General features: G+C 32.8%; 12 protein-coding genes and 1 tRNA gene. 8 read left to right on the forward strand and 5 right to left on the reverse strand.

The window, feature by feature from the left end:
• Window positions 1–237 precede the first annotated feature (237 nt).
• Window positions 238–320: transfer RNA gene (locus RWR88_RS07400), tRNA-Leu, on the reverse strand.
• 62 nt (window positions 321–382) lie between these two features.
• Entirely contained in the window at window positions 383–829 is a 447-nt protein-coding gene (locus tag RWR88_RS07405) for a SprT family protein (RefSeq protein ID WP_314451507.1), read from the reverse strand.
• A 131-nt stretch (window positions 830–960) separates the two neighbouring features.
• Between RWR88_RS07405 and trkA the strand changes: the two genes are divergently transcribed.
• The 4 genes from trkA to RWR88_RS07425 all read left to right on the forward strand — a co-directional run bounded on the left by trkA (window position 961) and on the right by RWR88_RS07425 (window position 5781).
• A complete protein-coding gene (gene trkA / locus RWR88_RS07410) occupies window positions 961–2313 on the forward strand; it encodes a Trk system potassium transporter TrkA (RefSeq protein ID WP_314349055.1) in 1353 nt (450 codons plus the stop codon).
• 12 nt (window positions 2314–2325) lie between these two features.
• Window positions 2326–3792 carry a TrkH family potassium uptake protein gene (locus RWR88_RS07415; protein WP_314349056.1) on the forward strand — a complete coding sequence of 489 codons (1467 nt, stop codon included), beginning with the start codon at window positions 2326–2328 and terminating at the stop codon, window positions 3790–3792.
• A 14-nt stretch (window positions 3793–3806) separates the two neighbouring features.
• Window positions 3807–4724, forward strand: a complete 918-nt coding sequence (locus tag RWR88_RS07420) for a DMT family transporter (RefSeq protein ID WP_314451508.1) — start codon at window positions 3807–3809, stop codon at window positions 4722–4724.
• A 115-nt stretch (window positions 4725–4839) separates the two neighbouring features.
• Complete coding sequence (locus RWR88_RS07425) at window positions 4840–5781, forward strand: DUF1002 domain-containing protein (RefSeq protein WP_314451509.1); 942 nt, start codon at window positions 4840–4842, stop codon at window positions 5779–5781.
• 47 nt (window positions 5782–5828) lie between these two features.
• Here the strand turns inward: RWR88_RS07425 and RWR88_RS07430 are convergent, their stop codons facing one another.
• The 3 genes from RWR88_RS07430 to RWR88_RS07440 form a co-directional block, all read right to left on the reverse strand.
• Window positions 5829–6656, reverse strand: a complete 828-nt coding sequence (locus tag RWR88_RS07430) for a zinc ribbon domain-containing protein (RefSeq protein ID WP_314451510.1) — start codon at window positions 6654–6656, stop codon at window positions 5829–5831.
• Between the two features lie 333 nt (window positions 6657–6989).
• Complete coding sequence (gene cdd / locus RWR88_RS07435) at window positions 6990–7382, reverse strand: cytidine deaminase (RefSeq protein WP_006702972.1); 393 nt, start codon at window positions 7380–7382, stop codon at window positions 6990–6992.
• A gap of 21 nt (window positions 7383–7403) precedes the next feature.
• Window positions 7404–7781 carry a VOC family protein gene (locus RWR88_RS07440; RefSeq protein ID WP_314451512.1) on the reverse strand — a complete coding sequence of 126 codons (378 nt, stop codon included), beginning with the start codon at window positions 7779–7781 and terminating at the stop codon, window positions 7404–7406.
• A gap of 239 nt (window positions 7782–8020) precedes the next feature.
• Between RWR88_RS07440 and RWR88_RS07445 the strand changes: the two genes are divergently transcribed.
• The 4 genes from RWR88_RS07445 (at window position 8021) to RWR88_RS07460 (ending at window position 12029) form a co-directional block, all read left to right on the forward strand.
• Window positions 8021–9397, forward strand: coding sequence for an aspartate kinase (locus RWR88_RS07445; protein ID WP_314451514.1), 1377 nt, complete (start codon window positions 8021–8023; stop codon window positions 9395–9397).
• Between the two features lie 280 nt (window positions 9398–9677).
• On the forward strand, window positions 9678–10109 hold the full coding sequence (locus tag RWR88_RS07450; RefSeq protein WP_314451515.1) for an Rrf2 family transcriptional regulator: 432 nt from the start codon (window positions 9678–9680) through the stop codon (window positions 10107–10109).
• A gap of 71 nt (window positions 10110–10180) precedes the next feature.
• Window positions 10181–11191, forward strand: a complete 1011-nt coding sequence (locus RWR88_RS07455) for an NADP-dependent oxidoreductase (protein WP_314451518.1) — start codon at window positions 10181–10183, stop codon at window positions 11189–11191.
• 1 nt (window position 11192) lies between these two features.
• Window positions 11193–12029 carry an alpha/beta hydrolase gene (locus RWR88_RS07460; protein ID WP_314451519.1) on the forward strand — a complete coding sequence of 279 codons (837 nt, stop codon included), beginning with the start codon at window positions 11193–11195 and terminating at the stop codon, window positions 12027–12029.
• The last annotated feature ends 129 nt before the right edge of the window (window positions 12030–12158 follow it).

The following is a 12158-nucleotide window of genomic DNA, read 5'->3' on the forward strand; positions in this document are numbered from 1 at the left end:
ATTTTATCACTTTTGATACTATGAATATCCTTGGGGTCAGACATATATGTGTGTACGTTTAAGATGTGAATTGATTTGTCTATAGTATCATAATGACGCAAGCAGCCACCTGGGGTTTCTCATTGCTGCTACTATGAAAATCCTTATATCAGTCATCTAATAGAATCATCAAAATACAAAACAAAAGGGATAAAATCATGGTTCCGTAGAACGTGATTTTATCCCTTTCTATATTTATGCGGCCGGCGGGACTTGAACCCGCACAGGTATACACCCACTGCCCCCTCAAGACAGCGCGTCTGCCATTCCGCCACGACCGCTCAATGTATGTAATGGTATCAAAGTTTCACTTAGAATGCAAGTGTTAAAAATTGCTGGATTTTTATGATTCAGAAGTAGAATCTAACACTAAATTGCCACGACAACGACCACAACGAAATTTATTAGTATCAATTTTTCTCATACGATGAAAAGTTGCTCCACAAGACTTGCATGAATAAATATAACGAAAAGGTTCCATACGTTCTACAAAACGGTGACCTCCAACTTGTTGTAACAGCATTTTAAAATCTCTATCTTGATGTCGATATCCTTTTCCTTCTTGATGTAAGTGATAATGACATAATTCATGTTTAATAACGCCGATTAAAACATCTTTGCCGAGAATAGTTTCAACTTTAGGATTAATCTCAATATTGCCTGTTTTCAAAATATAACGACCACCACTTGATTTTAGTCGGGAATTATAAGTTATTTGATGGCGAAACTCTTTATGAAAGTATTTTTTTGAAATTTCTTGGCATAATAGTTGTAAGTCTAATTCTTCCATTTACATTCATTCCTTATATTTTCATGCTTACATTGTAATATAAGAAGAGAGTTCATTGCAATACATTGACGTTCTTCTATTATAAGAGTAAAATGACACTCGGAAGATTTTAAAGACCTGGAGGAAAATGTGTGAAAATAGTAATTGTTGGTGGAGGAAAGGTCGGCGAAGTATTATGCCGTGAACTAACTTCAGAAGCAAATGATATTGTTTTAATTGATAAAAACCCAGTCATTGTAGAAAGAATGATGAATAAATTTGATATTATGGGGATTGTTGGGAATGGTGCAAGTTATGATATCCAACAAGAAGCAGGAGTTGCGAATGCAGATATTTTTCTAGCTGTATCTGAAATGGATGAAATTAATATTATTGCAGCCATTTTAGCAAAACAAATTGGAGCAGAATATACAGTAGCTCGTGTTCGAAATCCAGAGTATTCTCAACAGTTGAATTTTGTTCGAGAAAGTTTAGGAATTTCCTTATTAATTAATCCGGAATTATCAGCAGCACGTGATATTTTTAAAATTTTTAAATATCCTTCTGCCTTAAGTGTAGAAAGTTTTGCAAGTAATCGAGTTAGTTTAATTGAGTTGGAAATTCAAGACCATTCACCACTAATTGGATTAAGCTTGAAAGATTTTAGAAATCGATTCGGGACTATCCTAGTTTGTGCAATTCAACGTGATTCCGAAGTATTTATTCCAAGTGGGGATTCCTTTATTCAAAGAGGCGACCGTATCCATATTACTGGAGCATACGAAGATATTTCTACCTTTTTAAAAATTACGAATTATATTACGAAACAAGTCCGTTCAAGTTTAATGGTTGGTGGAGGAAAAATTGTATATTACTTATTAGATATGCTTAAAACGACTAAAATCCATCCAAAAGTCATTGAAGTCAATGAAGAACGTGCGAAATTTTTAAGTGAACAATTCCCAAATGCTACAATTATTCATGCAGATGGAACGGATCATGATGTATTAGAAGAAGAGATGTTAACAAACTATGATGCCTTCGTTTCATTAACAGGAATTGATGAAGAAAACTTAATTTTATCAGTATATGCAAAACATCGTGGTGTTCGAAAAGTTATTACTAAAATGAGTCGTACTGGTATTTTAAAAGTATTAAAAAATGTCGATCCACAATCGATTATTACACCAAAACAAATTGTTGCCAATGAAATTGTTCAATTTGTGCGTGCTCGTGCGAATACTAAGGGGTCAAATGTTGAAGCTTTGTATCGTGTAGCTGATAATCAAGTAGAAGCATTGCAATTCCGTATTGAAAGAAATAGTCGTGTTTGTGGGATTCCGCTCTCTAAATTAAAAACAAAATCGAATTTATTAATTGCCTTTATCGTTCGTGGGGAAAAATTAATTTATCCGGATGGAAATGACCAATTAGAACCGCATGATAGAGTAATCGTCGTAACAACTCAGAAAAACTTCGATGATATTATCGATATTTTGGAATAGGAGTTGATGATTTTGCAAAGAAGAACAGTATGTTATTTGGTAGGAAAAATTTTACAAGTCGAAGCTTTATTACTACTTCTACCATTAATCGTTAGTTTGATTTATCGAGAAAGTTTCCATCAACTGCTAAGTTATGCTGGAACGATTGCTTTATTAGTTGTTATTGGAACTGTTTGTACACTAGCAAAGCCTAAAAATATGAAAATTATGCCACGAGACGGAATTGTAACGGTAGCTCTCAGTTGGATATTATTATCATTTTTTGGTGGGCTACCATTTGTATTTGCAGGAGAGATTCCAAATTTAGCAGATGCATTTTTTGAAACAGCTAGTGGTTTTACAACAACTGGTTCAAGTATTTTAAGTGATTTGTCTATTTTAGGATATTCCTCATTATTTTGGCGTAGCTTTACCCACTTAGTTGGAGGGATGGGAGTCTTAGTATTTGCATTAGCTATTTTACCAAGTACGGGTTCTGATTCTGTTCAGTTAATGCGTGCAGAAGTTCCTGGTCCGGTTTTTGGGAAATTAGTCTCTAAACTAGCAAAAACTGCCCGTATTTTATATGCGATTTATTTAGTGATGACAGCGATATTGGTCATTATTTTAATGCTTGTTAAAGTTCCATTATTTGATGCCTTATTATTATCATTTGGGACAGCTGGAACAGGTGGATTCTCTATTAACAATGCAGGATTTGCCATTTATCCAAATCCTGAAATGGTTGAATGGATTATCGGTGTTGGAATGATGCTCTTTGGAGTGAACTTCAACTTATATTATTTCCTATTATTAGGTTCGATTCGAGATGTGTTGACCGATGAGGAAGGACGTTCCTATATTGGAATTATCGCGTTTGCTTCAGTAGCTATTTTTGCTTCATTAAGTATCGTTCAATCACAATTAGATGTTCCTTTTAGAAGTGTATTTTTCACGGTTTCATCTATTATTACAACAACAGGATATTCAACAGCTGATTTCGGTCAGTGGGGAGTGTTTCCACAAGTAGTGTTATTATTATTAATGTTCGTAGGAGGTTGTGCAGGATCGACTGCTGGGGGAATTAAAGTTTCTCGTGTCGTAATTTATTTCAAAAATGCCATCGCTGAAATTAAAAAAATGGGACAACCACGTCGAGTGATTATGTCAAAATTTAACGGTAAAGTAATCGATGATAAAATGTCTAGTGGAATTGCAAATTACTTATTAGTTTACGTAGCAGTATTTTTAGTATTACTCATTTCTGTTTCGGTTGAAGCACCTGACTTTTTAACAGCATTTTCAAGTATTGCAGCGACCTTTAATAATATTGGTCCTGGTTTAGGAGAAGTGGGACCAACAAGTAATTTCTCTATGTATTCTGATTTTAATACGATTTTGCTATCTCTTGGAATGATTGCTGGACGTTTAGAAATTTATCCAATGATTTTATTATTCTCTACTACTTCATTAGGAGCGTTTTTCATTTCAGAAAAATAGGAGGATGAAAAGTATTGAATAAAATGGTAAAAGGTAGAATTTATACTTTAATTGGAGCCATTGGATGGGGGCTTTCAGGAGCGTGTGGACAATATTTGATGAATGATTCCGCAGTTTCTCCTATTTATTTAACGGCATTAAGAATGATTATTGCAGGAGTATTCCTGACAATATTAGCTTTTTTTAAGCAACCAGAACAATTTAAAACATTAATTTCAACACCGAAAGAAATGTTTCAAATATTATATTTTGGAATTTTTGGATTGATGTTATGCCAATTGACCTATTTAATTGCAATTCATGATTCAAATGCAGGAACAGCAACTGTACTGCAATATACTTGTCCGATTTTAATTGTCATTTATGTAAGTTTAAAAGAGAAGACAGCACCAACAGTGATGGAATTTGCTGCGATATTTTTTGCTTTAGTAGGTACGTTTGTTATTGCGACTCATGGAAATCCATTTAACTTATCCCTTACTCCTGCTGGTTTATTTTGGGGAATTATTTCTGCATTTACCTATGCGCTTTATACCTTATTACCTGGTAAATTGATTTATCGATGGGGAAGTTTAATTGTAACTGGATTAGGATTATTGTCCGGAGGAATTTTATTTTATATTGGTAGCGCTAGTTGGCAATATACGATTCAATGGAAACCTTATACTTTCATTGCCTTTATCGGAATTATTGGAATTGGAACGATTTTTGCATATACATTGTATTTAGAAGGTGTTTCACTCATTGGACCTGTTCAAGGAAGTTTGTTAGCTTCAGCTGAGCCGATTTCTTCAGTATTCTTTTCAATTATTTTATTAGGAGAAGTATTCCAAGGAATTGATATTGTGGGAATCGTACTCATATTAATAGCAGTTTATCTCATTACAATGAAAGAACAATTGCAAGAAAAACATATGAGAATAAAACATTAGCATATGCCTCTGTGAAGTCAATTTGCAGAGGTATTTTTATACAATTCTTAATAAAAATCTCCACAAATCTTCAAGAAAATAAAGTAAGATAGTAATGTCAAAGGAGGTTAATGACATGAAAAAAATATTTCGCCCTATCATTGTTGCTACAATGCTATTAGGACTTGTTTCTCAGCAAGTTTATGCGATTGATACAACAGCCATTAATGAGAAATGGGGGAAACCAACTGTTGTTTATGGTGGAGGCTTAAATGAACAACAAATTAAAGAAACATCTAAATTATTAGGAATTAAAGATGAAAATACTGTAATGACAACAAAAGCTACAGGGGAAGACTTAGTGAAATATTTAGGAGCTGGTGAAGCGAATACTTCTGTAATGATTTCATCTGTAATGGTTCAAAAGAGAAATAAGGGGGAAGGGGTAAAAGTTCATATTGCTACTCCAAAAAATATTACTCTTGTTACTTCTGAACAATATGCCAATGCTGCGATTACAGCAGGGGTAGCTGATGCAGAAATTGAAGTAGCTGCTGTATCTAAAGTAACAGGTGAATCTGCTTTAACAGGTGTATACAAAGCTTTTGAAGCAAATGGAGTTGTATTAGATGGAAAACGTACAGCAGTTGCTCAAAAGGAGCTAGAGTTAACGAATCAAATTGCTCAAGAACAGGCAAAAGAAAAAGGCTTTGATGCTGCAAAATTAGATCAAGCTATGATTGATATTAAGAAAACTCTAGCAGAAATTAAAGAAAAGCAAGGTCAAGTAGCGACAAAAGAAGACGTTGAAAGAATTGTGAATGAGGCATTAAAAAAATATGGATTAGATAAAGTTATTAGTCCAACTCAAGTGAATAATATTATTCAGTTTGCCTTAAGTTACCAACAAACTAGTGCGATTGATTCCAAACAAGTATTAGAACAATTAAATTCATTATCTAATACTGTAAAAGGAAAAATTGGTCAATTAGTGGATCAAGCCAATCGTGAAGGATGGTTGGATAAAATTGTGACATTCTTCAAAGAAATATTTAATGCTATTTTTAGTTCAAAATAGAGAGTAACAAAAAAGTCCATAGAGCGAATCTATGGACTTTTTACTGTCTAAAATAAAATAAATAATAAACTTAAAACAATAATTAATTGAATACATAAACCAATTAAAGCAATGTATGGCGTATCTAAACTAGTATCATTTTGTTCTTGAGCAATGGAAATGACAAATGTTACGATAAATGTAAACAAATGCAATGTAAAGAAGAATAAAATGACGACTAATAAAGCAATTGGAGATACAAATGTCATAAATGCTGTAATGATTAATAAAATAATCGCTAAAGCATTCATCGATTCATATTGTGTTAACCAGTAATGAAATACATGTTGTCGTTTTAAGAAAATATGTTTCACTCCAAAAGCAATGACTGGGAATCCAAAATAAAATACTGCGTAAAATAATAATAGTTTTAAGAAAACTAAAATATAATTTGGAGTAACCGTTAAACTTGGTAAGATAGAAATATCCGCTAGTAATTGATATTGGGATAAAACTGCTCGAATACCATGTGTAGTAATATAAGCTGATAATAATGTCGAAACGATAATCATAATGTAACCAAATAATCGACTATTTTGACGTTTTCTCGAATAATTATTTGTTGGATGGATTAATTTTCCAAAGAAAAAGCTAAAGAAACGAGTAATTCTTCTCCAAAAGCTTGAATAAATCGCTTGGTTATTTTTAATACGGTATTCTTGATCACTTCTGTTTTCTACAGAATTTGGTTGAGTAGATTTATTTTCTTCATCAAATAAAGATGTTTGAATCGTTGTTGAATTTTCATCTAACTGTTCTTCTTGAATAGTGCCACAGAAAGGACATAAAGTTTCTTTCTCTTCAATTAATTCGTGGCAGAAAGGGCAATGTTTCACGTAAATTCTCCTTTATCAATCATATTGATTTTCTCTGTTGTATTGTATCATAGAATGCAAGTGGACAAAAGAAAAAGGACTAGAAATCTCTAATCCTTTTATAGTGGCATATACATAATATATGTGTCATGGTGTTCACATCACACATGAACAAACAGCTACATCCGGTAGTGTGCAAGCACATCTGTTCCACTTGACTTAGCAGACTTCTTTGTCTGCTTGTCGCCTCATCGCATAGATAATATTATAGCAGACAAGAGAGTAGCTGTCACGTAAAAACACTAAATATCCAAAATTTTCAATATAAAAAGCACCGTAAAAGGTGCTAGGTGATTACATTTCAGTAAATGCTAGTGGAACTAAATCACGTAAAATTGTTTCTTTTAATTCGCCTTTATTATTAGAAAGGTAAATTGGAGTATCAGCAGGGCATAGTTCTACTAATACTTGACGGCATAAACAGCATGGAGGTAGGAAGTAGTCCGTTTTACCAGCTACTACAAGCATTTCCACATCTTCTTTTTGATAGCCTTTTGTTACCCCAGTGAATAAAGCTGTACGTTCTGCACAGTTTGTTGCTCCAAAAGAAACATTTTCCACATTAACTCCAGTAATTACTGTTCCATCTTTATATAAAATGGCACAGCCTACTGGGAAATTAGAGTATGGACAGTATGAATGTTCCAATGCATTTTTTGCATGTACATATAGTTCTTCAGGTTTCATAAAAGTTCTCCTTAAATGGGATTATTTTTCACGAATAATTTCGATTTTGTATCCATCAGGATCTTTTACAAAATAGTAGTTTGCTGGATTTCCAGGTAAACCTTTTAATTCTGTTACATCATAGCCTTTAGCTACGTGTTCAGCATGTAATCCTTCTAAATCATTGCTACTAATTGCAATATGACCGTAACCGTCTCCGATTTCATATCCTGGATGTCCGTAGTTATACGTTAATTCTAATTCATAATCGTCACCTTCAAATGCTAAATAAACGATTGTAAATTTGTGTTCTGGAAAATCTTTACGACGAGTTTCTTTAAATCCAAATGCTTCTTGGTAGAAAGCTAAACTCTCTTCTAAGTTTTTAACACGAACACATGTGTGTAACATTTTTGACATAGTATTCTCTCCTTTTGGATGTTTTTGTCTTATTAGCATAACGGATTATAGATTTTAATGCAAGAAATATACAACTTAGTACGAAAGGGAGTGTAACTTAAAATGTAAACACTTGTATATAAAATAAATACACTTTTTGATGAAAATCGAGTAAAAATGATTGCAGTTCAAAAAAGAATTTGCTATTCTGTTACCATTATGAAAGAAAATAGAGTTAATCATCTAAATGAGGTGTCAAAGTGAAAGTAATTAAATTTGGTGGAAGTTCATTAGCCAATAGTCAACAAATCAAAAAAGTATTTCAAATTGTACAAGCAGATAGTGATAGAAGAATTGTCGTTGTATCTGCACCAGGAAAACGTCATTCAGACGATGAAAAAGTTACGGATTTATTAATTCAATTAGCAACTTCTCAAATTGAAGGACAATATAATGAAGCAGTTTTAGAAGTGATTTTAGAACGTTATCAAGAAATTTATGATGAATTACAATTAAATTCAGATGTAATGGATAACATTCGTCAACATTTTGCAACATTAAAAGAGAGTAATTTAGAACCTGCTTATTTGATGGATGCTTATAAAGCAAGTGGAGAAGATAATAATGCAAAATTAATTGCAGACTATTTTACAAAAGAAGGTTTACCAGCAAAATATATTAGTCCTAAAGAAGCGAATTTATTCGTCAGTGATACTCCAGGAAATGCTCAAGTATTAGAAGAAGCGTATAAGGAATTAGAATATTTACAATTAGAAAAAGACATTATTGTATTCCCAGGATTTTTTGGAGTAACAAAAGATGGAAAAGTTGTGACATTCTCTCGTGGTGGTTCTGATATTACAGGATCGATTTTAGCGAATGCAGTTTCAGCTGAAGAGTATGAAAACTTTACAGATGTGGATGCAATCTTTGTAGCCAGTCCAAAACTAGTTCATAAACCTCTTGGAATTGATGTATTATCTTATACAGAAATGCGTGAGTTATCTTATGCGGGATTTTCAGTGTTCCATACTGAAGCGTTATTACCAGCCATTAAAAAAGGAATTCCAGTTCATGTATGTAATACGAATAATCCTTCTGCAAAAGGAACTTACATTATGAAAGGGAAAGTAAATTCTCCTTCGATTATTTCTGGAATTGCAAGTTCATCAGGTTTCGTTAGTGTTTATATTCAAAAATATTTAATGAACCATGAAATTGGATTTTTAAGAAAAACATTACAATTATTCGAAGATGAAGGGGTCAGTGTAGAACATATTCCAACAGGGATTGATGATGCAACGATTATTATTCGTGGAGAAGATGCAACTGATGAAGTTTTAGATCGTATTGTACAACGTTTGAAAGTAGAACTAAATGCGGATGAAGCTTACTATGAACGTGGATTATGCTTAATCATGTTAGTAGGGGAAGGAATGGTTAGTATGGTCGGTACAACTGCTCGTGTTGCTAGCACATTAGCCCGTGAACAGATCAATATTGAATTATATAATCAAGGGGTATCCGAAGTTTCTATGATGTTTGGTATTAGAGAAGAGTATGAAAAACGTGCGATTCAAGCATTATATGATGAATTCTTTGGTGAAGAAGTAGAATACGAAGTTTTGGATAAATAGTAAATAATATAGGACTTTCTAATGTAGCGAAGGACGCCAGCAGCTTCGCAAAGCGAATCTCATGGCTAAACTTTGAGCCTAGGTCTCAAAGTTTCCTGTATAAGAAGCCAGCATGGCTTCTTATACTCACGCTACATTGGAAAGTTTATTTTATTTTCTTTAGTTTGTGATTGACTTCTAAGTGTATTAAATACTTTTATTTGAAAAACTACTTGCTTTTAAATTAAAAATAAAATAAACTTGTTCTTGTATCAGATACAACTTTAAGAGAGGTAGAATTATGGATACTAAATTTTCAGTTGCATTACATATTCTTTCAATGATAAGTGAGAGTAGTACTATTTTAAGTTCTCAATCTTTAGCAGAAAGTGTTGGAACTAATGCAAGTTATATTCGTAAAGTCATTGCTTTATTAAAAAAAGCAGAGATTATTTCTTCACATCAAGGAAAATCGGGATATGAATTAACGAAATCTCCAAAAGATCTTAGTTTATTAGAAATTTATTTTGCGACACAGGAAGTAGAACGTATTAGTTTATTCCCAGTCCATCAAAATAGAAATTTAAATTGTCCAGTTGGAAGATATATTGAAGGAGCTATTTCACCTATTTTTTCTGATGTAGAAGAAGAATTAGAAAGAGAATTAAAAAATAAAACATTGAAAGATGTTATCGATAATTTATATCAAACAGCAAAAGATTCAAAATACTGACTTAGAAATAAGTCAGTAATATTTTAGAAAACATGTATTTGATAAAGATACAAGAAAGAAGAGGAAGCAAAATGAAGGCAGCACAACATACAAAATACCATAAAGATAATATTACAGTAACGATAACAGAAATTGAAAAACCAAAAATTACTAGTGAACAAGTTTTAGTAAGAGTAAAAGCAGCAGGCGTAAATCCGTTAGATAATATGATTTCAAGAGGAGAAGTGAAATTAATTGTTCCTTATGCAAGCCCACAAACAGCGGGAAATGAATTTGTAGGAGTAGTCGAAGAAGTAGGAAATCAAGTAAAGAATTTTAAATTAGGGGAGCGTGTATTTGCTAGATTGACACTTGATTCAATTGGTGCCTTTGCTGAATATATTGCAGTAGATAGTGAAGCCTTAGCAAAAGTTCCAGAATATTTAAGCGATGTAGAAGCAGCAGCGATTCCACTTACAGCTTTGACGATTATGCAGGCATTAGAATTAATGAAAGCAGAAGCAGGAAAAACAATTTTTATTTCAGGTGGTACTGGTGGAGTTGGTGGAATGGCAATTCCAATTGCAAAAGCAAAGGGATTAACCGTTATTACAAATGGTGATGTAGCTAATAAAGAACGTGTAATGGCACTCGGAGTGGATCGATTTATTGATTATAAAACAGAAGACTATACTCAAATATTACAAAATGTGGATTATGTTTTAGATACTCTAGGTGGTGCAGAAACTGAAAAACAAATGTCAATCATGAAACCAGGAGGAGAATTAGTTTCATTAAGAGCAATGCCGAATGGTGATTTTGCTAAAAGAATGAATTTACCTAAATGGAAACAAATACTATTTTGGTTAGCAGGACGTAAATTTGATAAATTAGCTAAAAAATACAATATTCATTATCACTTTATCTTTGTTCAAAGTAACGGACGCCAATTACAAGAAGTAGCAAATATTTTTGAACAATTAAAAATTAAACCATCCATTGATACCGTATATTCTTTTGAAGAAGTGAATAAGGCACTGGATAAAGTAGCTAATGGTCGTTCAAAAGGAAAAACAGTTTTAACATTCGAAGGAGAAAAATAATATGTCTTATATTCAAACTAAAAATCAATTCATTAGTGTAAAAGGAAATCAAATTGCTTATCGAGAATTAGGAAAAGGAAATTCAGACATTCTATTAGTCATGCTTACGCATTTAGCGGCAGTCTTAGATAATTGGGATCCAAAATTATTAGATTTAATCGCAGAAAACCATCATATTATCGTAATGGATTTACCTGGAGTTGGAGCTAGTCAGGGAAAAGTTGCAGATACAATTCCCGGTATGGCAGAGCAAGCTATTGAGATCATTACAGCATTAGGTTATGGACGAATTAATTTATTAGGATTATCTATGGGTGGAATGGTTGCTCAAGAAATCGTCCGTTTAAATTTTTCTTTAGTCAATCGATTAGTATTAGCAGGAACTGGTCCACGAGGTGGTCTTGAAATGGATAAAGTCACTAGTAAAACATTCCATTTTATGTTCAAAGCAATGTTACATCGAGTAGATCCAAAACGTTATATTTTCTATAATCATGATGAAAAAGGATACCAAGAAGCGATGAAAGTATTGAATCGTATGGGTGAGAGAACGAAAGAAAATGCGGACAAAGAAATGAATGTTCCAGGATTTTTAACTCAATTAAAAGCGATTAAACGTTGGGGACAAGATGAAAAGGATAGTCTTTCTTTTATAACTCAGCCAACTTTAATTGTAAATGGGGATAATGACTTACAAGTGCCAACTCAAAATTCATATAAGATGCACGAAAAAATTGCTGGAAGTGAATTAATCATCTATCCAAATGCGGGGCATGGTTCTATTTTCCAATACGCAGAAGCATTTTCTAAAGCGTTATTAGCGTTCTTAGAAAAATAATGAAAAATTAATAGTAAATAAAAATGACTTTCTAATAGTAGCAAAAGTACTAGAAGCCGAGTGGCTTCTAGTACAGGAAAACTCCAAGACGGTTTTACCGTCTTACTCATGACAGAAACAAAAGTTGGT

Source organism: uncultured Granulicatella sp., assembly GCF_963528195.1.
GTDB lineage: Bacteria > Bacillota > Bacilli > Lactobacillales > Aerococcaceae > Granulicatella.

Coding starts and splice junctions, on each gene's coding strand:
- RWR88_RS07405 (WP_314451507.1), bottom strand. CDS start 829: ATGGAAGAATTAGACTTACAACTATTATGCCAAGAAATTTCAAAAAAA.
- RWR88_RS07425 (WP_314451509.1), top strand. CDS start 4,840: ATGAAAAAAATATTTCGCCCTATCATTGTTGCTACAATGCTATTAGGA.
- cdd (WP_006702972.1), bottom strand. CDS start 7,382: ATGAAACCTGAAGAACTATATGTACATGCAAAAAATGCATTGGAACAT.
- RWR88_RS07440 (WP_314451512.1), bottom strand. CDS start 7,781: ATGTCAAAAATGTTACACACATGTGTTCGTGTTAAAAACTTAGAAGAG.
- RWR88_RS07450 (WP_314451515.1), top strand. CDS start 9,678: ATGGATACTAAATTTTCAGTTGCATTACATATTCTTTCAATGATAAGT.
- RWR88_RS07455 (WP_314451518.1), top strand. CDS start 10,181: ATGAAGGCAGCACAACATACAAAATACCATAAAGATAATATTACAGTA.
- RWR88_RS07460 (WP_314451519.1), top strand. CDS start 11,193: ATGTCTTATATTCAAACTAAAAATCAATTCATTAGTGTAAAAGGAAAT.